Genomic DNA, 26,219 nt, shown 5'->3' with positions numbered 1-26,219 from the left:
CGGTCGCCTCCGTTCAGGCGGTTTCGGTCAGTTGGGCAATGATGGCGGTGGTGCTCTGGCCCTCGACCAGGGGCGCCAGCAGCACCCGGCCGCCGTTGGCCTGCACCACGTCGGCGCCGACCACCGTGGCGACGGTATAGTCCGCGCCCTTGACCAGCACGTCCGGCTTCAGCGCCTCGATCAGGGCGAGCGGCGTGTCCTCGGCGAACGCGGTGACCAGATCGACGGGCTTCAGCGCCGCCATCACCTCGGCCCGCGCCGCCAGCGGGTTGACCGGGCGGCTCGGCCCTTTCAGGCGGGTGACGGAGGCGTCGTCGTTCAGGCCGACCACCAGCCGGTCGCAATGGCTGCGGGCATAGGCGAGCAGGGCCACATGGCCCGGATGGATCAGGTCGAAACAGCCATTGGTGAAGCCGACTTTCAGCCCGGAACGCTGCCAGGCGGCGACGCGGCGGGCGGCCTCGTCCGGCGCGGCCACCAGCGATTCCGCCGGCGGCGGCCGGCGGCGGGCGGCGTAGAGCTCGTCCGGCGTCACCTGCGCCGTGCCGCGCTTGCCGACCACCACGCCGGCGGCGGCGTTGGCCAGGTTTGCGGCCTCGCCCCAGTCGAGGCCGGCGGCGAGGCCGAGCGCGAGGGCGGCCACCACCGTGTCGCCGGCACCGGAGACGTCGAACACCTCCTGCGCCTCGGTCGGGATGTGGATCGGCGGGGCGCCGTCGCGGAGGACCGAGAGACCGTCCTCGCTGCGGGTGGCGAGCACCGCCTCCAGCTGGCAGGTCTCGATGAGATAGGCGCCGGCCGCCTCGACCGAGGCGTCGTCGTGCACGGCGATGTCGGTCGCCTCCGAGAGTTCGCGCCGGTTTGGCGTGATGACGCTGGCGCCGCGGTAGACGGTGAAGTCGCGGCCCTTGGGGTCGACCAGCACGCGCTTGCCGGCATGGCGCGCGGCGGCGATCACCGCGGGCGCCATGGGCGGCAGGGCCGTGCCCTTGCCATAGTCGGACAGCACGACGATGTCGGCGGCCTCCAGCCGGGCGGCGAAGGCGTCGAGCAGGCCGGTCTGTTCCGCCAGCGACACCGGCTCCGTCCGCTCCCAGTCGTGGCGCAGCACCTGCTGGCCCTGGGCGAGGAAGCGGGTCTTGACGCTGGTCGGCCGCTCCGCGGAAGCGACGAGACCGCTCGCATTCACGCCCCATTCCGCCAGCACGGCGCGCACCGCCTCGCCATCGGCGTCCTGGCCGATCAGACAGACGAGGTCGACCTTGCCGCCGAGCGCGGCGATGTTGGCGGCGACATTGCCGGCGCCGCCCAGCATCTGGCGCGTCGCGTCGTGGCGCAGCACCGGCACCGGCGCTTCCGGCGAGATGCGCTCGATATGGCCGGAGACATAGCGGTCCAGCATCACGTCGCCGATGACGAGGACGCGGGCCTTGGCGAAGGCGGGCAGGCGGTCGAGAAAGTCCATTGGGGCGGTCACTGTGGGCATCGGCCTCCCTGGGGCCTAGAGCAATTTCAAGCACAATGGAATCACTGTGCGACTCGGGTAATGGCGTAAAATCCAATGGCTGGAGCAGGCGCCGTGCGCCAAGGCGAACGGAAACTGCTCTAGCGGTACGGGTCGGTCTGGCTGAGGAAACGGGCGACATAGTCGCCGACGCCGTCCTCGATCGACCGGAACGGTTGGTTGTAACCGGCTGCGGCGAGGCGGTCCATGCGCGCCTCGGTGAAATACTGGTAGCGCGGGCGCAGCCCTTCCGGCATCGGCACGAATTCGATCCGGGGCGGCCGATCGCAGGCGGCTGCCAGCGCCTCCACCAGGGCGCGGAAGCTGCGGGCCTGGCCGGTGCCGACATTGTAGAGGCCGCTTCGCGGCCGGGCGCGCAGCAGCCAGAGGGCGACGTCGGCGCAGTCGGCCACATAGACGAAGTCGCGCAACTGGCCGCCGTCGGCATAGTCCGGCCGGTGGGACTGGAACAGCTTTACCGTCTCGCCGGCGGCGACGGGGGCGTGGTTCTTGGCGACGATGCTCTGCATGTCGCCCTTGTGATACTCGTTCGGGCCATAGACGTTGAAGAATTTGAGCCCGGCCCAGAAGGGCGGCTGCGGCCGGCCGCGGTCGCGCTGGTCCACCGCCCAGCGGTCGAACCACAGCTTGGACCAGCCATAGAGGTTCAGCGGCCGCAGGCGGGCCAGCGCCTCGGCGCCGTCGTCGTCGTCGAAGCCGGCGCTGCCGTCGCCATAGGTGGCCGCCGACGAGGCGTAGACCAGCGGGATCTGCCGCTCGGCGCAATAGTCCCAGAGCAGGCGCGAGGTCTGGAAATTCTGGCGCACCACCGCATCGCCGTCGCGGACCGTGGTCGACGAGATCGCGCCCATATGCAGCACGGCCGAGAGGGGCTGCCGCGGCAGCCAGTCGGCCAGCGCCTCCGGCGCCACCACGTCGTCGACCAGGTGATGGGCGAGGTTGCGCCATTTCTCGTCGCAGCCCAGCCAGTCGCAGACGGTGACCGGCTCGGCCCCGCTCTCCCGCAAGGCCGCGACCAGATTCGAGCCGATAAAGCCGGCGCCGCCGGTAACCAGGATCATGGGGCACTCCGAATGCGGGAAGCCAGCGCCGCAGGGCGCCGGGGGCGTTGCCTGCAACATAGTCACGCTTCGCCGTTGGGCCTATAGTCGATGGCGTCCCAGGGTTCGCCGCTGAACGGGCGCGCGCGGGACGAACCGGTGCACCGGGCCAAGGAGATTTTCGGCGGATGAAAACCGACAGCACGGCGGCGGCCGGCGAACTGGAACGCCTTTGGGATTTGGCCGGCGGCGCAGCCGACGCGCTCGACCGGGTGGTGCTGACCGGCGACGAGCCGGCGCTGCCGGGCCTCTACAAGGTGGGCGTGCAGGCGCAGGCGGCGATTGCGGCCACCGGTCTGGCGGCGGCGGAACTGCACCGGGCGCGGGGCGGGCCGGCCCAGGACGTGGCGGTGAGCATGCGCCACGCGGCGGCGGCGTTCCGCTCGGAACAATATGTGCGCCTGGACGGCAAGCCGACCCGGGATTTCTTCGATTCGATCCACGGCTTCTACAAGTGCGGAGACGGCGGCTGGGTGCAGGTGCACGCCAACTATCCGGCCCACCGCATGGCCGTGGCCGAACTGCTGCACTGCGCCTATTCGCGCGAGGGCGTGCAGCGCGTGTTCGACGGCATGGCGGCGCAGGCGGTCGAGGACCTGCTGGCGGCGAACCGGCTGCCGGTCGGACGCATGCGCTCCGAAGACGAATGGGCCGCCCACCCGCAGGCGGCGGCGCTGGACGCGCAACCGGTGCTGATCCTGGAGAAGATCGGTGAGGCGCCGCCGCGGCCGCTGCCGCCGGTGGGCGCCCGGCCGCTGGAGGGGCTGCGGGTGCTGGACCTGACCAAGGTCATCGCCGGGCCGGTCTGCGGCCGCACGCTCGCCGAGCACGGCGCGGACGTGCTCCAGGTCACGGCGGCGCATCTGGCCCATGTGATGCCGCTGGTGATCGACGCGAACCGCGGCAAGCGCAGTGCCTATCTGGACCTGCGCAAGGCGGATCAGGTGGAACGGCTGAAGGCGCTGGCGGCCGACGCCGACGTGTTCGCCCAGGGCTATCGCCCCGGCACGCTGGCGGCGCGCGGCCTGGGGCCGGAGCATCTGGCGGCGATCCGGCCGGGCATCGTCTATGTCTCGCTCTCGGCCTTCGGCCACCAGGGGCCGTGGGCGGCGCGGCGCGGCTTCGATTCGATCGTGCAGACCTGTTCCGGCATCGGCCATGCGGGCGGCGTGGCGGTCGGCAAGGACGGCATGAAACACCTGCCCTGCCAGGCGCTGGACCATGCCAGCGGCTATCTGATGGCGCTGGGCGCGATCATGGGCCGGCTGCGGCAGGCGCAGGAGGGCGGCTCGTGGCTGGCGCGGGTGTCGCTGGCGCGGACCGGGCGCTGGCTGCAGTCGCTCGGCAAGCAGGATGCCATGGGCGCCGACGACATGACGCTCGCGGCCATCGGCGACCTGATCGAGGATTATGGCGCCACCGCCTTCGGCCACATGACCGGCGTGAAGCCGGCGGCCGAGTTGAGCGCCACGCCGGGACACTGGGCCACCCCGACCGTGCCGCCGGGTGCGCATGCGCCGGAATGGCGGTGACGAGGGTTCGAGCGGCCCCGAAATCCCATGGCATAACCGACCCACCAAAAAGAGCCTGTTTCCCGGACGGTGCGGAGCGCCGGTCCGGGATCGCTTTCGGCGCGCGAACACGGACGGGGCGGTGTTCGAAGGATGAGGCCGGCCCCGGATGCCCGCTTCGCGGGGCTCCGGGGTACATGCATGCCCGCTCCGCGGTCTCCGGGGATCAGGGCGAGGCCGCTGGCAGGATCGGGCGGAGATAGGGCGCGATGCCGGCGGTGCGGTCCCAGTGCTTGGGGTAGCCGAGCGAGACTTCCTCATAGCGCACGCCATCCCAGTCTTCGGAGCGGCGGATGTGCAGATGGCCGTAGACGACGGTGCGGGCGCGGAAGCGCTCGGCCCAGCCGGCGGTGCGTTCGGTGCCGCACCAGGGCGCAAAACGCGGGATGCGGCGCAGGCGCACCAGGTCGCGGCGCAGCGGGTAGTGGTTGATCAGCACCGTCGGCAGCGCCGGCTCCAGGGCGGAAAGGCGGGCCTCGGCCGTGGCGCAGAGCGCCCGGCACCAGTCCTCGCGGCTGGCATAGGGGGCGGGGTTCAGGAACAGTTCGTCGGCGCAGGCCGCCCGGCCCTCGCGCGCCCAGGCCACCACGTCGGCGCGAGCCACCTCCGCCGGGCGGAAGCTGTAGTCGTAGAGGGTGAAGAGCGGCGCCAGCACGCAGGGGCCGCCGTCGCCGGTCCAGACCGGCCAGGGGTCTTCGGGGGTGGCGACGCCGTAGGAGCGGGCGAGTTCGACGATGGCCCGGTATTTCGCATCGCCGCCGAGGCCGGCGAATTCCGGGTCGTCGGTCACGGTCCAGAGATCGTGGTTGCCGGGCGTCCAGATCACGCGGGCGAAGCGGCGGGTGAGCGTCCGGAAGGCAAGGTGGAAATGCTCGCTGCGCTCGGCGACGTCGCCGGCGAGGATCAGCCAGTCCGGTCCGTAATCCGGCAGCGCCGCCAGCGCGTCGCGGTTGATGGCGGAGGCAAGGTGCAGGTCGCTGATGGCCCAAAGTCGCATGGGGCGGCACCCTAGCGGCTGCGGCCGCGGAGGGCCAGGGCGGAGCGCGTTGCGGCGAGGGCGGTGTTCGGGTGTGGTGTTTGTGGAGGGCTCCCGATCCATGAGGCCCGGTGTTTCCCGGGCGAAGCGGAGCGCAGACCCGGGATCGGTGAGAGGGGGAGCGAACACGGGCCGGGCGGTGTTCGCTAGAGGGGACCGGCCCCGGATCGGTGCTCCGCGCCGTCCGGGGTACACGGACCGTTTCGTGACGCCCAGAGGGGATGGCGGGTGGCTCGCCTCAGTGGGGCTTGCCGAGGTCTTTCACCATGTTGGCGCTGGTCTCGGTGACCTTGCCGGACTTGTAGTCGGTCAGGCGGTAGGCCCAGCCGGCGAGGTGCTTGTTCAGGGCGGCGATCTCGGCGGTGACCGCGTCGGCTGTCTTCACCTGGTCGGCGATGCGGCCGGCGGCGGAATCCTCGCCCTTCTTTGCCTTCGCGAACGCGTCGAGGCCGTCGACCCGCGGGCTGGCGGCGGCGGCGGCCTTGACCCAGGTGTGGTCGTCCTGCTTCACCGCGGTCAGGGTCAGGGTCAGGCCGTCATAGGTGCGGTAGGTGCTGACGACCGGATCGGCGGTCCAGGTGACCTCTTGGGCGGGGCGGACATCCTCGAAAATCAGGAAGTCGGTGACGTTCGCCATGTTGTTCATCTCGTTCGGCGCCTTGGGTTCCTTGCCCTCCGGCACCGGCGAGGCGTAGGCCATGTTCTCCGCGCCCAGGTCCGGCCGCTCGACCGTGAAGGTGTCGCCGTCCGGATGGGTCATGGTCACGCGCAGGATGCGGCGCGAATCGATGTTGACCACGTCGCGGTCGAGCCATTGCAGCGTGCGCCGCGGCGGCTGGAACGAGCCCGAGGCGAGCCAGACCTGGGTGTCGCCATGCTTGCGCACGAACACGCCGGCGCCCATGTCCTTGGGCCGGGTCAGGCCGATCAGCAGGTCGGCCAGCGGCTTGTCCCCGGCCTTGGCGGTGAAGCGGATCGAATCGGTGTTGCCGCCGTCCTTGGGCGTCACGTCCTGCACGTGCAGCGCGGCGAAGTTCTCGGGCTTCTGCGTCTTGGGCTCCAGCGTTTCCATGCTGGCGAGTTCGACCAGGGCGTCGCGGATTTTGTCGAAGTCGGCCTTGTAGCCATACTTCTCCGCGACGGTCCAGGTATCGCCCTCTTTGGTCATGGTGACGGTGCCGTCCGACTGGGTGGCGACGCGGACGCTGGTGGCGTCGTTCACCCGCTCCAGCAGGCCCGGATAGAGCGGCTGGCGCTGCCATGGGTCGGCAATGGTCGCGTCCCGTTCCAGGGTGGCGTAATAGGCGCCGCCGGCCACCGCGACGGTGACCACGGCGAGGGCGGCGAAGGCGATCGGTTTCATGCCGTTGGGCCTCTTTCTGCGATCAGGCGGCGCGGTTGGCGTGGCGGCGCATGTTGCGGCGGACCAGGGCCAGGACCAGCGCGAACACAGCGACCAGCACCGGGACGGCGGCGATGTTGATCAGCTTCACCCAGTCGGTGACCTGCTCCACGTCCTTGCGCAGCTTGTATTGCACGTCGCGCAACTCGCGGCGCAGGCCGACCGCCTTTTCGCGGAAGCGGGCGATCTCGTCCTTCTGCTGCTGGCTCAGCACCACGCCGCTGTCGCCCTTGACCTGGGTCTGGAGCTTTTTCAGCGAGGCTTCGGCCTGGTTCAGCTCACGCACCAACTCCTGCTCCTTCTGGCGGAAGTCCTGCTCGGCCTTGCGCTGGATCGCCTGGATATAGGTGAAGGGCCGCTGGAACACGCCGCGCGAGCGCAGGCTGATCAGCGCGTCCGAACCGGACAGGTTTTCCGTGGCGTTCACCAGCAGATTGCCGTTGTCGGCATAGGGGGCGGCGATCTTCTTGCCGAAAAAGTCCTGCACCCGCACCCAGAGCCCGTCGGCCAGGAAGTCCACGTCGGCGACGACGATGGCGTTGAGCGGCGCCTTGGATTCGGCGATGTGGGCGGCCTTGGCGGCGTCCCACTTCTTTGTCTCCGCGTCGAGCTCCGCCTTCTTCTTGGCCGTGTCCTCGCCTTCCTTGGCGTTGGCGATCGCCTTTTCCAGCTGGTCGATCATCGGCGGCTTGGGCGGGCCGTCCGGGAAGGCGGACTTGACCGGGCCGCGAATGCGCGCGGCGAGGGTGTATTTGCCGTCCGGCTTGAACGTGTTGGTCTGCTCCAGGATCTGGGTCGAGCCCTGCTGCGCCAGGGAGAGATCGCCCTTGCCGCCCTCGGCGGAGGTCCAGAGCAGCGGCGTGAAGGTGGTGGTGGCGCCCTTTTCCGGGTCGAGATGGCCGGGCGAGGCCAGGTTCAGCAGCGAAAGCTGGCTGGTGACCAGGTCCTGCTGGCTCATTTCCTCCGGCCCGAGGGCGAGCCAGAGCGGGTAGTCGATGGCGGCGACCCGGGTCTTGACCGGCCCCTGGGTCGGCACCTGGACTCGGCGGGCGAGCTTGGCGTCGCCGATCACGTCGCCCGGCGGCATTTCCAGACCCCAGGCCTTCAGCAGCTTCGGCAGGTTGGAGGCGGCGACGATGTTGGGCGACGGCCCGCGGCGCATTTGCGGGTCGCTGGCCTGCACCTCCGAATGCGGGTCGATCAGCACGACGACCCGGCCGCCCTTGAGCGCGAACTGGTCGATGGCATAGCGGGTGCGGTCGTCGATCTTGTCCGGGTGGATCAGCAGCAGCAGGTTGGCGTCGTCCGGGATGACCGCGTTGGTCATCGGCAGTTCGCGGACGTCGAACAGCTCCTTCAACTGGCCCCAGACCGCCCAGGAATCGTCCGGCGCGCCGGGCACGGATTTCGCGTAGGGCGAGCCGGAGACGGGCAGGCCGCTGATGACGGCGGCCACCGGCTTTTTCGGGTGGGCGAGATTGTAGACCAGCCGGGTCAGATCGTATTCGAGGAAGGCCTCGCGCTTCTGGTCGAAGAAGGGAATGATCTGCTGCTGGTCGGTGGAATTGGTGCCGGCGAGGCCGAAATAGACCAGGTCGCCGCCCTGGTCGATCGGCACGCCTTGCAGGCCGACGGCGACGGCCAGGTCTTCCTCGTCGGTGAAGGGCTGGGGATCGTGGATTTCCAGCCGGACCTTGCCGCCGGCGATGCGGGCGTATTCCTCCAGCATGTCGCGCACGCGCTGGGCATAGACGCCGATATCCGGCAATTCCTCGGCGATGCGGCTGGAATAGTAGAAGCGCAGCGTGATCGGCTCGTCGATCCCTTGCAGCACCTCCTTGGTGCCCTTGGAGAGGGTGTAGAGCCCGTCCTCGGTCAGGTCGACCTGGGAGGAGCGGAAAAGCTGGTTCGAGAGCACCACGACGGCGACGAACAGCGCCGCGATGACGATCAGTCCCAGCACCGACAGCAGGTTGCGCTGGCGGACGGGGTTTTGGGCGGGGTCTGCCATCGGATCAGTCCGCTTTCTTCAGGTCGACGACGAGGACGTTGGCGGCGAGCCACGCGGCGATCAGGGCCACGAAGAACACGGCGTCGCGCAGGTCGATCACGCCCTTGGCGATGTTCTGGAAATGGTTCAGGAAGCTGAGGCTCTGCACCGCGCTGACGACGGCCTGCGGCGCCCAGCCCTGGACCAGGCCGACGACGACGCCGGAGCCGCCGGCGGTGAACAGGAAGCTGACCGTGATGGTGAGCACGAAGGCGATCACCTGGTTCTTGGTCACGGCCGACAGGCACGAGCCGATGGCGAGATAGGAGCCGGCCATCAGCAGCGAGCCCAGATAACCGGCGGCGATGACGCCGTTGTCGGGCTCGCCCAGCACGTTGACGGTGATCCACATCGGGAAGGTCAGCGCCAGCGCCAGGCCGACAAAGGCCCAGGCGGCCAGGAATTTGCCCACCACCGCCTGGGTGATGCTGATCGGCAGGGTCAGGAACAGCTCGATCGTGCCCTGCTTGCGCTCCTCGGCCCAGAGCCGCATGGAAACCGCCGGGATCAGCAGCAGGTAGAGCCAGGGGTGGAACAGGAAAAAGGTCTGGAGGTCGGCGTTGCCGCGCTCGATGAAATAGCCGAGATAGAAGGTGAACGACCCCGCCAGCGCCAGAAAGATGATGATGAAGATGAAGGCGACGGGGGTGGCGAAATAGCCGGCGAATTCGCGCCGGAACACGGTGGCGATCGGGCCCATGGCTCAGGCGGCCTCCCGCGCTTGCGGCTGGGTCAGGCGGCGGAAGACTTCATCCAGATTGCCGCGTTCGGTTTGCAGATTGCTGATCGGCCAGTGCTCGGCCGCGGCCCGCTCGGCGATGGCCGTGGCGATGTCGGTGCCGGGGGCGGGGAAGACGGTGAGCGACACGCCCGCGCCGTTGCGCTTGCCCTGCTCGACCGCGCCGATGCCGGGAATGTGGCTGAGCGCGGTCTTGATCGCCTCGGTCTGGCCGGCCGGCAGCGTCAGGCTGACGGCGCCGTGGCGGGGCGAGCGGGCGACCAAGCCCGCCGGCGTGTCGTCGGCGATCACCTTGCCCTGGGCGATGACCACGGCGCGCGAGCACACCGCCTCCACCTCCTCCAGGATGTGGGTGGAGATGACGATGGCCTTGGTCGGCGAGATTTCGTGGATCAGCTTGCGCACCTCGTGCTTTTGGTTCGGGTCCAGGCCGTCGGTGGGCTCGTCCAGGATCAGCACGTCGGGGTCGTGCAACAGCGCCTGGGCCAGGCCGACCCTGCGCTTGAAGCCCTTGGAGAGGGTGTCGATCGGCTGCGCCAGCACGCTTTCGAGCTGGGTCATGGCGATGGCCCGGTCCACCCGTCCGCGCCTGTCGGCGCCACGCAGGCCGCGGGCGGCCGCGACGAAGTTCAGGAAGCCGCGGGGCGTCATGTCCGGATAGAGCGGGGCGCCCTCGGGCAGATAGCCCAGATGCCGCTTGGCGGCGATGGGATGGTCGAGCACGTCCTGGCCGCAGATCGCGGCCCGGCCAGCGGTCGGGCGCAGGAAGCCGGTGACCATTTTCATCGTGGTGGATTTGCCGGCGCCGTTCGGGCCAAGGAAGCCGAGAACCTCGCCCCGGCGGACGGTGAGGCTGACCGAGTCAACGACCGTCTTGGCCCCGAACACCTTGGTCAGGCTTTCGGTGGCAATCATCGTGTCCATGGTGGCGTGACGCCTCCCTTTGCATCCGCGTGCGCGCAACTGTGACCAGTTCGCATGAGGCGGCTTGCCCGGCATCGTGTCGCGCCGCGGTCAGCGCCACCTGAGCGCGAGGTAGGCTATCGTCCAACATGTTGCAACGGGACGATTTGGCACTGACGCCGTTGTCAAAAGTCCAGGATCAGGCAGGTGGTGCTGCCATGGGCCAGCAGCTTGCCGTCGGCGTCGACGATCTCGCCTTCGGCCGTGCCGGTGCGCCGGCCGACATGGCGGGCGCGGGCCTCGCAGCGCACCGGGCGGCCGTCGAGCCGGGCCGCGCGGACCATGTTGATCTTGAATTCGAGCGTGGTCTGGCCCTTGCCCGCCGGCAGGGTCGACTGGATCGCGCTGCCCAGCACCGAGTCGAGCAGGCTCGCATACCAGCCGCCGTGCAGCGTGCCGAGCGGGTTGGAAAAGGCGATGTGCGGCGTGCCGGCGAAGACGACGCGCCCGGCCTCCGCCTCCTCCATCCAGAGGTCGAGCGACTCCATCATGGTCGAGCGCGGCAGCGTGCCGGCCTTCATGCGGTGCAGCAGCTCCAGATAGGGCAGGTCGCGGGCGGCCTCTGCCAGCGTTTCCGGGTCGGTGTAGCGGATGGTGCGGGTGGGCATGGGCTCGGGTTCGGCTGGAAAAAGGCCCCGGCAGCGCGCGGGCGCGTCGCCGGGGCCGGAACGGACGGGCGAACGGCCGCGCTACACGGCGCAGTGGCCGCCATCCACCACCAGTTCGGCGCCGGTGATGTAGCTGGCCTCGTCGGAGCAGAGGAACAGGGTGGCGTTCGCCACCTCCCACACCTCGCCATTGCGGCCGAGCGGCACGCGCTTCAGCATTTTGGCGCGGGTCACCGGGTCGGCGGTCTTGCCGCTGGTGCGCATGGGCGGCATCAGGCCCGGATGGACGCTGTTGACGCGGATATTGTCCGGCCCGAAGCGCGAGGCCGCTTGCTTGGTCAGCAGGCGCACCGCGCCCTTGGATGCGTTATAGCCCGGATGAATGAAGCCCTGGCCGACAAGACCGCTGATGGACGAGATGTTCACGATCGCGCCGCCGCCCTGCTTTTTCATCTCCGGCGCGCAGTATTTGATGCCGAAGAACGGGCCGGTGGAGTTGATGGTCATCAACCGGTTCCACATTTCGGTGTCGTCCAGGTCCTCGGCCGCGCTGCCGGAAATGCCGGCATTGTTCACCAGCAGGTCGAGTTTGCCATAGGCATCGACCGCCGCCTTGACGGTGGCGGCCCAGTCGGCCTCGCTGGTGACGTCCAGATGATGGAACAGGGCGGTCAGGTTCTGGCTGGTCAGCTGCTGCGCCAGCTCCTGGCCCGCCTGGTCGTCGACATCGGCGATGACGACCTTGGCGCCCTCGCGGGCGAAGATTTCGCAGGTGGATTTGCCCATGCCATGGGCGCCGCCGGTGACGATGGCGACTTTGTCGGCGAGACGCATTTCTCAGGCTTCCTTCCGGTTGGTTCGGTTCGCGTGTAACCGCTGGGCCGAGAGTGTTCCACCCGGAACGAGCGCCGACAAGACCGCGCGCGCATATCCCCCGCAACCGCAGGCGCCGCCGCGCCCGCGGCGCTGCCGCCTCGGGCTGCGGCCGGCGCCCGGTCGGGCGGGTCGCCTAAAGCCCCGCGCCCTCGTCCAGGCCCAGCATGAGGTTGAGGTTCTGGACCGCGGCACCGGAGGCGCCCTTGCCCAGATTGTCCAGCACCGCGATCAGGCTGGCCGCACCGGTCTTCGGGTTGCCGTGGACCGACAATTCCAGACGGTTGGTGCCGTTCAGCCGCTGCGGCCAGACGCGCGCGCCCTCGGCCTCGGCGGTGATCACGGCGACGAAGCGGGACTCGCGATAGGCCGCGCGCAATGCCGCCTCGGCGGCGGCGATGCCGTTGGCGCCGAGTTCGGGCAGATGCACCGCCACGGCCATGCCCTGGGCGTACTGGCCGACCGAGGGCACGAACACCGGGGCGCGGGCCAGCCGGCCGTGCCGGGTGATTTCCGGCAGGTGCTTGTGGGCCTGGCCGGCGGCATAGAGAAACGAGCCGGAGACGTCGCCGGACTCGAACTCCGCGATCATCGCCTTGCCGCCGCCGGTATAGCCGGACACGCCGGAAATCGCCGGCGGGTGGTCCGGGTCGATCAGGTCGGCCTCGACCAGCGGCCGGATCAGGGCGATGGCGCAGGTGGACCAGCAGCCGGGGTTCGAGACCCTCTGCGCGTCGACGATGGCGTCGCGCTGGCCCGCCGCCATCTCCGGAAAGCCGAACACCCAGTCGGGGTTCACCCGGTGCGCGGTGGAGGCGTCGATCAGGCGGGTGCCGTGCGGGGCGGCCAGCGCCGCCGCCTCGCGCGCGGCGTCGTCCGGCAGGCAGAGAATGGCCACGTCGGCTTCGGCCAGCGCCTCTTCGCGGGCGGCCGGGTCCTTGCGGCGCGCGGGATCGACCTGCACCAGCGCGATGTCCGTGCGCGGTTGCAGCCGGTCGCGGATCTGGAGGCCGGTGGTGCCGGCTTCGCCGTCGATAAACACTTTGTGGACCATTGCGCGACTCCCGATGCGGCGCAGGCGTGGGGCCTGGCGCGTTGCGCGACCCCGCCAAGGGGGCGGGGAGGGCTTTTGAGCGGACCTTACATACGGTGCAACGGTGCGCGCGCCAACGGTTCTCTGGTCGCGGCCCGAGGCTCCGGCGGGTTCAGCGGGTGAAGACGATATCGCCGCGGGAGCTGAGCGTGACGGCGCCGAAGCAGTCGGCCGGCGTCTCGGCCGGGGCTTCGGCCTGGCATTCGGTGATGTCGTTCAGCAGCACCTCGCCGACAGTGCCGCAGTCGAGGTCCGGCATATCGAACACGTGGATCGAGGTCTTGTGCGCCCGCAACGGCGCCAGGTCGACCAGCACCCGATCGTTGATGATGCCGTCCTTGTCGAAGAAGGCGAGGTCGATCTTGAAGGCACTGTAGGCGATGTCGCTCTGATTGCCGACGCGAATGAACACCTGGCAGACATCGTTGCGTACCGCGATGCTGTTCAACTCGATCTTGATGGCGCCGTCGTCCGCGGCTGCACTGCCGGCCCACAGTACCATCATCAACACCAACAACTTCTTCACTGCGCGGTCTCCTTCGCGGTTCTTGCGGGCCGAATCGTCAGACCTTGCCGACTTATCAACGGCCCCGGATAGCGTGACACGCCGGCAAAGGCAATGGCGATGGCGGCCGGAGCGCCCGCTTTCGCCCGAGAAGGCTTGCGCGGGCGCGGCCGAAGCCGCACTTTGGCCGCCGCCGGTTGCTAGGGAGATCAACACACGATGGCGTCGCTCCAATGGCCGAACGGGGCCAAGCTTGCGCTCTCGCTGGTCGTCAATGTCGAGGAAGGGGCGGAAGCCCGCGTCGACGAGGGCGACAAGCGGCCGGAACCGGTGGACGAGCTGGGCATCGCCATCCGCCACCCGATCCGCAATTACGGCAACGAGAGCAACTACGCCTACGGCATCAAGGCGGGCGCGCCCCGGGTGATGCGCCTGTTGCGCCAGCACGGCGTGCGCGCCACCTTCACCGCCGCCGCCCAGGCGCTGGAGCGCGCGCCGGAGCTGGCGCGCCAGATCGTGGCGGGCGGGCACGAGGTCTGCTCGCACGGCTACAAATGGGTGCACCAGTTCGGCCTGGACGAGGCGGCGGAGCGGGACTTCATCCGCAAGGCCGTGGCCTCGATCCGCGCCAGCACCGGCGAGCGGCCCCATGGCTGGCTGTCGCGCTATCTCCTGACCGACAACACGCGGCGGCTGCTGATCGAGGAAGGCTTCACCTATCACATGGACGACTATTCCGACGACCGGCCGTTCTGGAACGACCCGGCGGCGCGGGACATCGTCATTCTGCCCTACGCGCTCGATAGCAATGACATGAAGATGTGGACCGACCCGGCGATGACGCCGGCGCAATGGCTGGACTATGCGGTCGACACGTTCGACTGGCTCTATGACGAGGGCGCGGCGGGCGAGCCCAGGATGATGAGCCTGGGCGTGCATCTGCGCATCATCGGCCGGCCGGGTCGCATCGGCTATTTCGCGAAATTCCTGGACTATGTGGCGACCAAGCCGGACGTATGGGTCGCCACACGGCGCGAGATCGCGGACCATTTCCGCACCCAGGCCGTTTGAGAGGGCGTCCCTCGATACGCGCCTGCCCCCTCCCTCGCTTCATCCCGAGTAGCGCCGCAGGCGCGTATCGAGGGACGTCCCGCCACGCCGCCCCGAAGCCTCCCTCGATACGGCGCATTGCGCCTACTCGGGATGAAGCGAGGATTGCGCGGGGCCACGGATCGGAGGCCGGTGCGCACGCTTTTCCTTTGCCGCCTCTGCCGGCCATCCCCTCTTGCTTCATCCCGAGTAGGCGCAATGCGCCGTATCGAGGGAGGTTTCGCGGCGACATGGCGGGACGTTCCTCGATACGGCGCATTGCGCCTACTCGGGATGAAAGGGCGGGGGTGAGGCGCCGGTCGCCCGGCATCGTGCGAGGATGGTTTCGCGGGCGAGTCCGGATGCTGTAGGGTTCCGGGCACGCCATTCAGCGCCAATTGAGGACCCGCCCCATGGACGGCATCGCCCGTTTCGCCGCGCACGTCGCCGATACCCCGTTCGAGGCGCTGTCGCCGGCGGCGGTGGCGGCGGCCAAGACCTTTCTGCTGGACAGCCTGGGAGTCGGCCTCGTCGGCAGCGTCGGTCCCTATGCGGCGGAGTTGGTGGCGCTGAACGGCGGCGAGGCGGCCGCGGTCGGCTCTGCCAGGGTGCTGGGGCAGCAGGCGCGGCCCGTGCCGGCGCCGGGGGCGGCGTTCTGCAACGCCTACCAGATCCACAATTCCGAGTTCGACTGCGTGCACGAGGCCGCGGTGGTGCATCCGATGGCGGTGATGCTGGGCGCGATCCTGGCCCAGCTCGACCGCTCGGGCGGCCAGGCCAGCGGCCGGGAGCTGCTGGCAGCCATCGCGCTGGGCGTCGACGTGGCGGCGGGCATCGGCGTCGCCAGCAAGGCGGGCCTGCGCTTTTTCCGGCCGGCCACCGCCGGCGGCTTCGGCGCGACCCTGGCGGTGGGGCGGCTGATGAGCTTCGACGCGCAGGGCCTGACCGATGCCGCCGGCATCGCCTACAGCCAGATGGGCGGCACCATGCAGGCGCACACCGAGGGCTCGCCGGTGCTGGCGATGCAGGTGGGCTTCAACGCCCGCAACGCCATCACCGCCTGCGACATGGCCGCGGCGGGCATTGCTGGGCCGCAGAATGTGCTGGAAGGGCCGTTCGGCTATTTCCCGCTGTTCGAGGGCGCGTACGACCTGGCGCCGGTGCTGGAGAGCCTGGGCCGCACCTGGCGCATCGCGGAGGTGGCGCACAAGCCCTTCCCCTCCGGCCGGGCGACGCACGGGCTGGTGGACGCGGCGCTGCAATTGCAGCGGGAGCTGGGCTTTGCCGCTGCTGACGTCACCGCGGTCACCGCCGCCGTGCCGCCGCTCACCCACCGGCTGATCGGCCGGCCGGTGAAGGACGACATGGCCGTCGGCTATGCCCGGCTCTGTGGCCAATATGCGGTGGCGAGCGCGCTGATGGGCGGCGGGCTTGGCATTGCCGACTTCGCGCCGGCGGCGTTGGCGGACGCGGACCGGCTGGACCTCGCCCGGCGCGTGAGCATCGCCGCGGATGCGAATCCGGACCCGAACGCGCTCAGCCCCGTCACGGTGACCGTGCGGCGGACCGACGGCAGCGAGCATGCGCGCACGCTGACGGCGATCTATGGCAACCCGGCCAACCCGATGACGCGCGCGGCGCATCTGGCCAAGTTCCGCACCAATGCGCGGGCGGCGGCGCGGCCGCTGGCGGACGAGGCGATTGCAGCGCTGATCGCCCTGTTGGATGATCTGGACCGTCAGCCGAGCACCCAGCCGCTGCTCGCCCTCATCCACGGAGAGAGGCCATGACCGTCACCGACATCCCGCCCGAACCGGAGGTGGCATTGCCGGCCTACTGGGCCGGGTTCGACCCACGGCAGGCGCTGGCGGACTATCCCATCGGCGACGCCTTCCTCGCCGGACCCGCCCAATGGTCGGCGGACGAACTGCGCGCTGTGCAGGAGCGGCGCTTCCAGCGCGTGGTGGCGCGGGCCTGGAGCGTGCCCTTCTACGAGCGCCGCTGGCGCGAAGCCGGGCTGTCGCCGTTCGACATCCAAACCCTGGAAGACCTGCCGAAAATCCCGCCCTTCTCCAAGGCCGACCTGATGGCCTCGATCGAGGCGCTGCCGCCCTGGGGCGACTATCACGGCCTGGACCACAACAACCCGCAGAGCTTTTTCCACACCACCAGCGGCACCACCGGCGTGCCGCAACCCCTGTTCTTCGGGCCGAGGGACCGGGAGATGCAGAATCTGCTGCTGGCACGGGCCTATCGGTTGCAGGGGCTGGGCGACCAGGATGTGGTGCACTCGGTCTATGGCTTCGGCATGGTCAATGGCGGCCATTATGTGCGTGAGGCGGTGACCCATTTCACCAGCGCGCTGTTCCTGCCCGCCGGCACCGGCCGCGACCTGCCGAGCGTGCAGCAACTGCACCTGATGCAACGCTTCGGCGCGACGGTGCTGGTGGGCTTTGTCGACTACATCAAGCGCCTGGCAGAGGTGGCGCGGGAGCAGGGGCTGGACCCGGCGACGGACCTGGGCGTGCGCCTGATCGCCGGCCATCTGGGCAACGAGGACCGGGCGGCGCTGTCGGCGCTCTGGGGCGGGGCCGAGTGCTTCGACTGGTACGGCGTCGGCGACACCGGCATCATCGCGGCCGAAGGACCGGCCCATGACGGGCTGCACCTCTGGGAGGACGCGCATCTGGTCGAAGCGCTGGACCCGGAGACGCGGGCACCGGTGGCGGACGGGACGCCGGGCAATCTCTGCACCACGGTGCTGTTCAAGGACGGCGTCTACCCGATCATCCGCTTCGACACCCAGGACGTGACGACGCTGCTGCCGCCGGCGGGCGACATCAATTTCCGGCGCATGGCCGGCTTCCAGGGCCGCAGCGACAACATGGTGAAGCTGCGCGGCATCAACGTCTATCCGACCGCCATCGGCGCCCATCTGGAAGGCGTGGCCGAGGCCACCGGCGAATATGTCTGCCGCTGGACACGCGACGGCGCGCGCGAGGAACTGACCGTGCTGGTGGAGGTGCGGGGCGCCGGCGCCGGCCTGGACGCCCGGCTCCGCGGCCTGCTGCGCGAGCGGCTGGGGGTCGAGGTGGCGGTGGAGTTGGTGGCGCCGGGCGCGACCGCACCGCTGACGGAGATCGAGCACCGGCAGAAGCCGATCCGGTTGGTGGACGAGCGCGGGTAGCGGCGTCCCTCGATACGGCGCTGGCGCGCCTGCTCGGGATGAAGCCGGGCTGGGAGAGGATGAAGCGGGGCTGGGAGAGATGGAGGCCTCAGGGGCCGGGTTGCGGGCGCTGGGGTTGGGTCGCGGGGCTTCTGCCCTGGTTTTGCTTCATCCCGAGTAGCGCCGCAGGCGCGTATCGAGGAGGCGGCGCGGAGTTGAGGCGTCCCTCGATAGGGCGCTGGCGCGCCTGCCCGGGATGAGAGGGGAGGGGCGCCGGGAGAGTGTCGCGAAGAAGAGAGAGGGGTCTGTGACCACGCCGCACAGGCCCTTTTGGTGTGTCCCGGCCTTGAGCCGGGACCGGCCGGCGGATGCGAACACCAACCGCGGCGGTGTTCGCACGATGACACCGGCCCCGGATGGCGGCTCCGCCACCTCCGGGGAACGGGATTAGTAGGCGTATTCCGTGAACAGGGGGTCGACGCTTTCGTTCCAGCGCTCGTGATAGGCGCGGAGCTTGGCGGCGGCGGGGGATTCGCGGGTGGCGACGATCTCGTCCAGCACGTCCAGGAAGCCGGTCTCGTTGTTGCCGGCGCCGTCGAGCCGGGCGCGCGCCTGCAGGCCGGAGCGGGCGATTTTCATCACCTCGCCGCCCAGGTCGGCCAGGGTGCGGCCGCGGAACGGCGTCGCCAGGCCCAGGCGCGGCGCCTCGTCGCGCAGCCGGTTGCGCTCCTCCGCCGTCCAGTCCTTGACCAGGTCCCAGGCGGCGTCGAGCGCGCTCTGGTCATAGAGCAGGCCGACCCAGAGCGCCGGCAGGGCGCAGAGCCGGCGCCAGGGGCCGCCGTCGGTGCCGCGCAACTCCAGATAGCGCTTCATCCGCACTTCCGGAAAGGCGGTGGTGACGTGGTCGGCCCAGTCCTCCATCGACGGCCGGTCGCCCTTGCGGATGACATGGCCCTGGTCCTCCGCTTCCAGCTCGCCGGCCAGGAACTGGCGGAAGGAGCGGCCGGCGAGGTCGACATAGTCCTGGCCCCGGTGGACGAAATACATCGGCACGTCGAGGATATAGTCGGTGTAGCGCTCGAAGCCGAACCCGTCCTCGAACACGAAATCCAGCATGCCGCTGCGATCCGGGTCGGTGTCGGTCCAGACATGGCTGCGATAGGACATGTAGCCGTTCGGCCGGCCCTCCTTGAAGGGCGAGTTGGCGAACAGCGCGGTGGCCAGCGGCTGCAGGGCCAGGCTGACGCGGAATTTCTGCACCATGTCCGCTTCGGAGCCGTAGTCGAGATTGACCTGCACCGTGCAGGTGCGCAGCATCATGTCGAGCCCGAGCGTGCCGACCTTGGGCATGTAGTTGCGCATGATGCGATAGCGGCCCTTGGGCATCCACTGGATGTCCTCGCGCCGCCATTTCGGGTCGAAGCCGATGCCGACCATGCCCAGGCCCAGGTCGTTGCAGACCGTGCGCACCTGGTCCAGATGGGTGTGCACCTCGCGGCAGGTCTCGTGGATCGTCTCCAGCGGCGCGCCGGAAAGCTCGAACTGGCCGCCGGGCTCCAGCGTGATCGAGCCGCCGGCATGGTCGGTCAGCGCGATGGTGTTGCCGTTTTCCTTGATCGGCTCCCAGGCATAGCGCTCGGCCAGGCCGCGCAGCAGCGCGCCGATGCCGTCCGGGCCCTCATAGCCGGGACGGGTCAGGTCCTTCAGGCGGAACACCAGCTTTTCGTGTTCGGTGCCGATGCGCCAGTCTTCGGGCGGCTTGTTGCCCGCCGCGAAATAGGCGACCAGCTCATCCTTGCTTTCGATGGGGGCGCTGTCCGAATGTCCTGCCATGCACGCTGCCTTACAGCACCAGGGGGTAAAGAGAAGCCCGTCAGGTTGCGCGCACGGGACGGTCGCCGTCACCGGCCAGCGCCTGGCCGATGGCCAGGGCGGCGATGGCGGCGGTTTCCGCCCGCAGAACGCGCGGCCCCAGGGCCACCCGGCTAACAAAGGAGACTTCGCCGAGCCCGTCAAGTTCGCCCGACGCAAAACCCCCTTCCGGCCCGATCATCAATCCCCAGGGACGGGGTGGGGCGGTCTCGTCCGGCCCGTAGAGGCCGTCGAGGGCATCGGCGATGGGCACGCCGCCGCCCTGCTCGTCGCACCAGAGCAGGGTACGGTCCGGCGGCCAGGCGGCCAGCAGATCGCCCAGGCGCTGCACGGGTTCGATGGTCGGCAGGTCGAGGCGCTCGCACTGTTCGGCGGCCTCGATGACGATGCGGGCCAGGCGGTCCGGGTTCAGGCGCTCGGCCATGGCGCGGGCGCTGGCGACCGGCAGGAATTTTGTCGCGCCCAGCTCGGTGCCCTTTTGCAATATCCACTCCAGCGCCGGGCGTTTCGGCACGCCGAAGGCGAGCCAGGGGCCGTCGGCGGCCGGTTGCGGCCGCAATCGCTCTGCCAGTTGCAGCGTCGCGCGGCGGCGGTCGTCGCCGGCGACCCGCGCCCGCCAGAGCCCGTCGCGGCCGTTGAACAGCAGCACCTCGGCGCCGGGGCCGCGGCGCATCACCCGCAGCAGATAATGGGTCTGCTCCGGCCCCAGCGCCACGGCGGCACCGGGCGCAAGGGTCGCGTCCACGAACAGGCGCGGCGCGCTGGAAATCGGAGTATGATCGTCGCCTGACATGGTCGAACTATGACCCGATTTGCCCCTGGCCCGAAATGACATCTGCGCGCACCAGTCTTTCCCGCGATCCGCACAAAGCGACCGACATTCGCCGCAGCGTGGCCGAGCGGTTGTTGCCGGCCGCCCTGCACCCGTATGCGCGGCTGGCGCGGCTGGACCGGCCCATCGGCACCTGGCTGCTGCTGCTGCCCTGCTGGTGGGGGCTGGGGCTGGCGGTGAGCGGGGCCGGCGCGAGTGGGGGCGGCGCGAGCGGGGCCGGTGGGAGCGGGGTTGGTGCGAGCGTCTGGGCGGCCATCGGCTATGGCCTGTGGTTCGCCCTGGGGGCGCTGGCCATGCGCGGCGCCGGCTGCACCTACAACGACATCGTCGACCGGGATTTCGACGGCCGGGTCGCGCGGACGGCGCTGCGGCCGATCCCGGCGGGCGAGGTGAGCGTCAGCCGGGCCTGGATGTTCCTGGCGCTGCAACTGGCCGTCGGCGCCGTGGTGCTGTTCGTGCTGAACCCGGTGGCGATCCTGATCGGGTTCTGCTCGCTGCCGGTGGTGGCGGCCTATCCCTTCGCCAAGCGCGTGACCCACTGGCCGCAGGCGGTGCTGGGCCTGGCCTTCAACTGGGGCGTGCTGGTGGGCTTCGCCGCGCTGACCGCGGGCCTGACCCTGTCGGCCGCTCTGCTCTATGCCGCCGGGCTGGCCTGGACGCTGGGCTATGACACGATCTACGCCCACCAGGACAAGGAAGACGACGCGCTGATCGGCGTGAAGAGCACGGCCCTGTTGTTCGGCGCCCGCACCCGGCCCTGGCTGGTGGCGTTCTATGGCGCCGCGACGCTGCTGATCGCCGCCGCCGGCGGGCTTGCGGGGCTGGGCGTCGGCTTCTGGATCGGCCTCGCGCTGCTGGCCGCCCATTTCGGCTGGCAGGTGGTGGCGTTGCGCCTGGACGACCCGGACGACTGTCTCGCCAAGTTCAAGGCCAATCGCGACGCCGGCCTGATCGTGACCGCTGCACTCCTCTTTGGTGGACTCTGACGCCCTTGGACCTGGACGACTTCATTCGCGCCAACACGACCGTCACCGCGCCGAAGCTGGTGCCGGAAATCCGGCTGCACCTTGCCACCGAACTGACGCCGCTCTGGCACGCCACCGAATCCTATCTGAACCAGATCAACATTAACGCGCCGTTCTGGGCCTTTGCCTGGGTCGGCGGGCAGGCGCTGGCACGGTATATCCTCGACGATCCGGAGGCGGTGCGGGGCCTGCGGCTGGTCGATATCGGCAGCGGCGGCGGCATCGTCTCCATCGCTGCGGCGCTGGCGGGGGCGGAGCATGTGACCGCGCTGGACATCGACCCGGTGGCCGGGACGGTCTGCCGGCTCAACGCAGAACTGAATGGGGTTGCGGAGCGCATTTCCTGCGAGACGGCGGACGCCATCACCTATGACTTCGCGCCGTTCGACCTGATCCTGGTCGGCGATGTCTGCTACACGCGCGGCGAGTCGGCCGACCTCGCCGATCATCTGCGCGAGGCGGCCGCGCCGGTGCTGTTCGGCGACCCGGGCCGGCAGTTCCTGCCGCGCCGGGGCATCCGCCAGGTGGCGACCTACACGGTCGAGACCTCCCGCGAGATCGAGGCCAACGCGATCACCGAGGCCAGCGTCTGGCGCATGATCGGGCTTTGAGAGGGCACTTGAATCCCGGAGCCTGCGGAGCGGGCATCCGGGACCGGTTGCGGCGTGCGAACACCGGCAGCGGCGGTGTTCGAAGGATGACACCGACCCCGGGTCGCGGCTCCGCCTTGCCCGGGGAGCATCGCACCGGGAGTGGCAGGCTGCGCAGGGAAAACCGGAGCGGGGGAGGAGGCTAGGCCGCCTTCGGCGCTTGCCCCAGGTCGAGCACCAGGCCCTCCAGGCCGGGCCTGGCGGCGGGATAGACGTCGGTGACGAGCGGGTCGTGGCCCGGCACCAGGAAGGCGCGGTCGCCGGCCAGCCTGGCGCAGGTGCGGTAGCCCTCCAGCATCTCGGCCATGTCGTAGAAGACGATGAAGGGCAGTTCCTCGTCGACCTCCTTGAACAGGTGGATGGCGTCGCTGGCCAGGAACACCGGCCCGCGCTCGGTGTTGACCGTCAACCCCATCTGGCCGCGGGAATGGCCGCCGATCAGGTGATAGTCCAGGCCCGGCGCATAGCTGCCGTCGCCATGGATGAATTTCAGCCGGTTGTCGTAGAGCAGGCCGACCAACTCCTCCACGTCGTCCTGGTGGTAGGCGGTGCGGAAGAAGGGGTGGGTCATGTCGCGGCCGGTGATGGACTGCATCTCCAGGTCCTGGATGGTGAAGGTGGCCTTGGGGAAGCGGTGCAGGTTGCCGACATGGTCGAAATGGGCGTGGGTGAGGATGACCTCGTCCACCTGTTCTGCGTCGATGCCGACCTTGCCCAGCAGGTCGACCGGATCGGCGAGCCAGGTGCGGTTCATGCTCTGAACCTTGTCCTGGGTCATGCCGGTGTCGATGACGATGGCCCGGTCGCCGTTCACCACCGCCCACATGAAATAGTCGAGGCCGCGGCAGATTTCGTTCGGATTGCCGCCGATGAAGGTGTCGCTCATCAGCCGGTTTTCGTGGCGGCCATAGCAAAAGGCGTAGAGATTCCAGGTGGGCGTGGCCATGGGGCGGGGTCCTCGGAAACGGTCGTTCGGCGCACTGGTTCGGGGGTGGGCGCGGTTGGCCGGGCACTATCGGCCAGACCGCCCGCGCGTGCAAGGCGTGGGCAATCGCGGCCGACCGTGCGACAATCCCGAACGGCCATTGCGGCGGCGCGGGGGATGGATTAAATTGGTATATAGGATACCGAATAAAGCGAGGTCGGCCGATGAGCCCGAACGAACGCCGGTCCGTCATTGCCGCGGAGATCGCCGAGCGGACCGGAATCGACGCGGCGATGATCCAGCGGCTGGTGCATGCCTTTTATGCCCAGGTGCGGCGCGACCCGTTGCTGGGCCCCGTGTTCGAGGCGCGCATCGGCGACTGGGACGTCCATCTGGGGCGCATGTGCGCCTTCTGGTCCTCGGTCGTGCTGATGACGGGGGCGTATCACGGCCAGCCGATGGTCAAGCATGCGCCGCTGCCGGTGGACGGCGTGCATTTCGACCGCTGGCTCGCCCTGTTCGAGGCGACGGCGATGGCGGAGTGCCCGCCGGTGGCCGCGGCCCATTTCGTCGACCGCGCCCGGCGCATCGCCGCCAGTTTGGAACTGGGCATCGCCGTCAGCAACGGACTGAGGCTCGCGCCGGGCGAGCGGCTGAACCGCCCGGACGTGCATGCGCCCGTCCCGGCCCGGTGAAGGAGGCCGGACCATGACCAACGACAAAGACCCGAACGCCCCCGGCGAGTTCGCCTCGCCGCCCTGTTTCATGCACGAGGTCGACCCGGTCTATATGGGCCTGGCGCCGGCCGACACGCCCCGCGAAGGAACCGCCGCCATGAACGCCCCGCCGCCCACCGCCTCGACCGCGTCCGCCAGCCTGTTGCTGCGCCTGGGAATGGCGCTGATGGACGATCTGCCGGACGCGGTGATCTATTCCGACGCCGACGGCACGATCCAGTTCTGGAACGCCGGTGCCACCCGCATTTTCGGCTTCACGGAAGCGGAGGCCCTGGGCCGGTCGCTGGACATCATCATTCCGGAGCGCCTGCGCGAGCGCCACTGGCAGGGCTATCGCAAGACGATGGAAACCGGCCAGTCCAGCCACGAGCCCGACGAGATCCTGTCGGTGCCGGCGATGAACAAGGCGGGCGACAAGCTCTCGATCCAGTTCACCATCGCCGCCGTGAAAGGCGAGGACGGGCGCGTCTGGGGCGTGGTCGCCCTGCTGCGCGACGCCACCGCGACCTTCGACGAGTTGAAGCGCCTGCGCAAGGCGGCGCGGGCCGCGGGCTAGGTCGCTTTCGGCACTGCTTTCCTGCCCCATCTCCCGCACAAGCGGGAGCCCATGCCTGAGAGCTTCTCACAGGACACGGACTCTGTATGGGTCTCTCAGGCATGGGTCCCCGCTTCCGCGAGGACAGGGGAGATGGGGGTGTGCCAGCGGGAAAAGAACCCGCTCTAGGCGGTCTTGCCGGTGCCGTACACCTCGGCCGGGTCGAACAGCTTTTCGGTCTCCTCGAAGGCCAGGGGCTGGCCGCTGCCGCCGAGCGGCACCGAGCGGTAGAAGCAGGAGCGATAGCCGACATGGCAGGCGGCCTTGCCCTGGGGGTCGACCCGCAGCCAGAGGCAATCCTGGTCGCAGTCGACCCGGAGTTCGACCACTTTCTGCACATGGCCGCTGGTCGCGCCCTTGTGCCAGAGTTCGCCGCGCGACCGGCTCCAATACACCGCCTCGCCGAGGCGGATGGTTTGGGCCAGCGCCTCGGCGTTCATATAGGCGAACATCAGCAGTTCGCCGGTGGCGGCGTCGGTGGTGACGCAGGGGATCAGGCCGGCCGCGTCGAATTTCGGCGCGAAGCCGGTGCCTTCCTCCACCGCGGCTTTGGTTTCGCGCGGCGCAAAAGAGTGTTCGGTCATGGGAAAAATCCGCTGCCGGTTCCGGTGTTGGGATGCGTTCTGCTCGTGCCTATACTATAGAGAGCCTGTCAAGCCCCACAGAGAAGCACGACCCCAATGGAATCCTGGGACACACGCGACCCCAACCAGCGCCTGCCGGTCTCGATCCTCACCGGCTTTCTCGGCAGCGGCAAGACCACGCTGCTGAACCAACTGGTGAAGCAGCCGGACATGGCCGGCACGCTGGTGATCGTCAACGAGTTCGGCGAGATCGGCCTCGACCACCTGCTGGTCGAGGAGGTCTCGGACGAAATGGTGCTGATCAATGCCGGCTGCCTGTGCTGCACGGTGCGCAACGACCTTCAGGAAACCCTGATGAAACAGGCGCTGGCGGCGGAGCAGGGCAAGATCCCGCCTTTCCACCGGGTGGTGATCGAGACCACCGGCCTGGCCGACCCGGCGCCGATCCTGCACACGCTGATGGCCGACCCCTATGTCAGCGGGCGCTATCGCATGGACGGCGTCATCACCACGGTGGACGCGGTGAACGGGTCCGCCACGCTGGACAGCCAGTTCGAAAGCGTGAAGCAGGCGGCCGTCGCCGATCGCCTGGTGCTGACCAAGGCGGACCTGGCCGACGCGGCCACGGTTGCGGCGCTGAAGGAGCGGCTCAAGACCCTCAACCCCGGCGCGCCGATCCACGAGGCCGAGAACGGACGGATCGCGGCGGCGCTGCTGTTCGACGCCGGCCTGTTCGACCCGAAGAACAAGATCGCCGACGTCGAAAAATGGCTCCAGGCCGAGGAGATCGCCGCGCGCGAGGAGGCGGAGCACGGGCACCATCACCATGGGCACGATCACGATGAGCATGACCACGGGCATGAGGAGCATGGGCACGGCGACCACCACCACGACGTCAACCGCCACGACGAGTCGATCCGCGCCTATTGCCTGACCCTCGACGAGCCGATCGAGGCGCATGCGTTCGAGGAATGGATCAACATGGCGATGATGCTGAAAGGGCCGGACCTGCTGCGGGTCAAGGGCATCGTCAACGTGAAGGATTTCGACGGCCCGGTGGTGGTGCACGGCGTCCAGCACGTGTTCCACCCGCCGGTGATGCTGGAGAAATGGCCGTCCGACGACCACCGCACCCGACTGGTGTTCATCACCCGCGACGTGGAGAAGGAATTTTTGGAGCAGTTGCTGAACAGCTTCACCGGGCCGGAGCGCCGGCGCGTGAATTTCGTTTAGAGGACCGGTAACGGAAAAGAGCCCATTGGTTTCATCCCGAGTAGCC

General features: G+C 69.2%; 24 protein-coding genes. 9 read left to right on the top strand and 15 right to left on the bottom strand.

The window, feature by feature from the left end:
• Positions 1-13: 13 nt before the first annotated feature.
• Both hldE and rfaD read right to left on the bottom strand, forming a co-directional pair.
• Entirely contained in the window at positions 14-1,486 is a 1,473-nt protein-coding gene (gene hldE / locus H6844_17170; protein MCB9931136.1) for a bifunctional D-glycero-beta-D-manno-heptose-7-phosphate kinase/D-glycero-beta-D-manno-heptose 1-phosphate adenylyltransferase HldE, read from the bottom strand.
• Between the two features lie 119 nt (positions 1,487-1,605).
• Complete coding sequence (gene rfaD / locus H6844_17165) at positions 1,606-2,586, bottom strand: ADP-glyceromanno-heptose 6-epimerase (GenBank protein MCB9931135.1); 981 nt, start codon at positions 2,584-2,586, stop codon at positions 1,606-1,608.
• Between the two features lie 167 nt (positions 2,587-2,753).
• Between rfaD and H6844_17160 the strand changes: the two genes are divergently transcribed.
• The gene (locus H6844_17160; protein MCB9931134.1) at positions 2,754-4,157 is read left to right on the top strand and encodes a CoA transferase; all 1,404 of its coding nucleotides are present in this window, start codon (positions 2,754-2,756) and stop codon (positions 4,155-4,157) included.
• A gap of 205 nt (positions 4,158-4,362) precedes the next feature.
• Here H6844_17160 and H6844_17155 read toward each other — a convergent pair whose 3' ends face one another.
• The 9 genes from H6844_17155 to H6844_17115 form a co-directional block, all read right to left on the bottom strand.
• On the bottom strand, positions 4,363-5,193 hold the full coding sequence (locus H6844_17155) for a metallophosphoesterase (GenBank protein ID MCB9931133.1): 831 nt from the start codon (positions 5,191-5,193) through the stop codon (positions 4,363-4,365).
• Positions 5,194-5,470: 277 nt separating this feature from the next.
• The gene (locus H6844_17150) at positions 5,471-6,595 is read right to left on the bottom strand and encodes a DUF4340 domain-containing protein (protein ID MCB9931132.1); all 1,125 of its coding nucleotides are present in this window, start codon (positions 6,593-6,595) and stop codon (positions 5,471-5,473) included.
• Between the two features lie 22 nt (positions 6,596-6,617).
• On the bottom strand, positions 6,618-8,645 hold the full coding sequence (locus tag H6844_17145; GenBank protein MCB9931131.1) for a Gldg family protein: 2,028 nt from the start codon (positions 8,643-8,645) through the stop codon (positions 6,618-6,620).
• Between the two features lie 4 nt (positions 8,646-8,649).
• A complete protein-coding gene (locus H6844_17140) occupies positions 8,650-9,384 on the bottom strand; it encodes an ABC transporter permease subunit (GenBank protein MCB9931130.1) in 735 nt (244 codons plus the stop codon).
• A 3-nt stretch (positions 9,385-9,387) separates the two neighbouring features.
• Complete coding sequence (locus H6844_17135; protein ID MCB9931129.1) at positions 9,388-10,338, bottom strand: ABC transporter ATP-binding protein; 951 nt, start codon at positions 10,336-10,338, stop codon at positions 9,388-9,390.
• Positions 10,339-10,511: 173 nt separating this feature from the next.
• Positions 10,512-10,994: a PaaI family thioesterase gene (locus H6844_17130; protein MCB9931128.1), complete on the bottom strand. Its 483-nt coding sequence runs from the start codon at positions 10,992-10,994 to the stop codon at positions 10,512-10,514.
• An 81-nt stretch (positions 10,995-11,075) separates the two neighbouring features.
• Entirely contained in the window at positions 11,076-11,828 is a 753-nt protein-coding gene (locus tag H6844_17125) for an SDR family oxidoreductase (GenBank protein ID MCB9931127.1), read from the bottom strand.
• Positions 11,829-12,003: 175 nt separating this feature from the next.
• Complete coding sequence (argC, locus tag H6844_17120) at positions 12,004-12,921, bottom strand: N-acetyl-gamma-glutamyl-phosphate reductase (GenBank protein MCB9931126.1); 918 nt, start codon at positions 12,919-12,921, stop codon at positions 12,004-12,006.
• A 151-nt stretch (positions 12,922-13,072) separates the two neighbouring features.
• Positions 13,073-13,486: a hypothetical protein gene (locus H6844_17115; protein MCB9931125.1), complete on the bottom strand. Its 414-nt coding sequence runs from the start codon at positions 13,484-13,486 to the stop codon at positions 13,073-13,075.
• A 198-nt stretch (positions 13,487-13,684) separates the two neighbouring features.
• Between H6844_17115 and H6844_17110 the strand changes: the two genes are divergently transcribed.
• The 3 genes from H6844_17110 to H6844_17100 all read left to right on the top strand — a co-directional run bounded on the left by H6844_17110 (position 13,685) and on the right by H6844_17100 (position 17,741).
• Complete coding sequence (locus tag H6844_17110) at positions 13,685-14,536, top strand: polysaccharide deacetylase family protein (protein ID MCB9931124.1); 852 nt, start codon at positions 13,685-13,687, stop codon at positions 14,534-14,536.
• Between the two features lie 431 nt (positions 14,537-14,967).
• The gene (locus H6844_17105; GenBank protein ID MCB9931123.1) at positions 14,968-16,344 is read left to right on the top strand and encodes an MmgE/PrpD family protein; all 1,377 of its coding nucleotides are present in this window, start codon (positions 14,968-14,970) and stop codon (positions 16,342-16,344) included.
• Between the two features lie 29 nt (positions 16,345-16,373).
• Entirely contained in the window at positions 16,374-17,741 is a 1,368-nt protein-coding gene (locus H6844_17100; protein MCB9931122.1) for a phenylacetate--CoA ligase family protein, read from the top strand.
• 426 nt (positions 17,742-18,167) lie between these two features.
• Here H6844_17100 and H6844_17095 read toward each other — a convergent pair whose 3' ends face one another.
• A complete protein-coding gene (locus H6844_17095) occupies positions 18,168-19,553 on the bottom strand; it encodes a glutamate--cysteine ligase (protein ID MCB9931121.1) in 1,386 nt (461 codons plus the stop codon).
• Positions 19,554-19,593: 40 nt separating this feature from the next.
• Complete coding sequence (locus tag H6844_17090) at positions 19,594-20,385, bottom strand: 16S rRNA (uracil(1498)-N(3))-methyltransferase (GenBank protein MCB9931120.1); 792 nt, start codon at positions 20,383-20,385, stop codon at positions 19,594-19,596.
• A 35-nt stretch (positions 20,386-20,420) separates the two neighbouring features.
• On the opposite strand from H6844_17090, the gene H6844_17085 reads away from it, so the two are divergent.
• Together H6844_17085 and H6844_17080 are read left to right on the top strand one after the other, a co-directional pair.
• Positions 20,421-21,410, top strand: coding sequence for a 4-hydroxybenzoate octaprenyltransferase (locus H6844_17085; protein ID MCB9931119.1), 990 nt, complete (start codon positions 20,421-20,423; stop codon positions 21,408-21,410).
• Between the two features lie 5 nt (positions 21,411-21,415).
• Positions 21,416-22,060: a methyltransferase gene (locus tag H6844_17080; protein ID MCB9931118.1), complete on the top strand. Its 645-nt coding sequence runs from the start codon at positions 21,416-21,418 to the stop codon at positions 22,058-22,060.
• A 181-nt stretch (positions 22,061-22,241) separates the two neighbouring features.
• Here H6844_17080 and H6844_17075 read toward each other — a convergent pair whose 3' ends face one another.
• Positions 22,242-23,045: an N-acyl homoserine lactonase family protein gene (locus H6844_17075; GenBank protein ID MCB9931117.1), complete on the bottom strand. Its 804-nt coding sequence runs from the start codon at positions 23,043-23,045 to the stop codon at positions 22,242-22,244.
• Positions 23,046-23,248: 203 nt separating this feature from the next.
• On the opposite strand from H6844_17075, the gene H6844_17070 reads away from it, so the two are divergent.
• Positions 23,249-23,719, top strand: coding sequence for a group III truncated hemoglobin (locus H6844_17070; GenBank protein MCB9931116.1), 471 nt, complete (start codon positions 23,249-23,251; stop codon positions 23,717-23,719).
• A gap of 139 nt (positions 23,720-23,858) precedes the next feature.
• Complete coding sequence (locus tag H6844_17065) at positions 23,859-24,317, top strand: PAS domain-containing protein (protein MCB9931115.1); 459 nt, start codon at positions 23,859-23,861, stop codon at positions 24,315-24,317.
• Between the two features lie 164 nt (positions 24,318-24,481).
• Here H6844_17065 and hisI read toward each other — a convergent pair whose 3' ends face one another.
• A complete protein-coding gene (gene hisI / locus H6844_17060) occupies positions 24,482-24,940 on the bottom strand; it encodes a phosphoribosyl-AMP cyclohydrolase (protein MCB9931114.1) in 459 nt (152 codons plus the stop codon).
• A 96-nt stretch (positions 24,941-25,036) separates the two neighbouring features.
• Between hisI and H6844_17055 the strand changes: the two genes are divergently transcribed.
• A complete protein-coding gene (locus tag H6844_17055) occupies positions 25,037-26,173 on the top strand; it encodes a GTP-binding protein (GenBank protein MCB9931113.1) in 1,137 nt (378 codons plus the stop codon).
• Positions 26,174-26,219: the final 46 nt, after the last annotated feature.

It is taken from the genome of Alphaproteobacteria bacterium (assembly GCA_020638555.1).
Lineage (GTDB): Bacteria > Pseudomonadota > Alphaproteobacteria > Bin95 > Bin95 > JACKII01.
The sequence above is the reverse complement of the archived record's forward strand: the minus strand, read 5'-3'. Positions and strand labels throughout refer to the sequence as shown.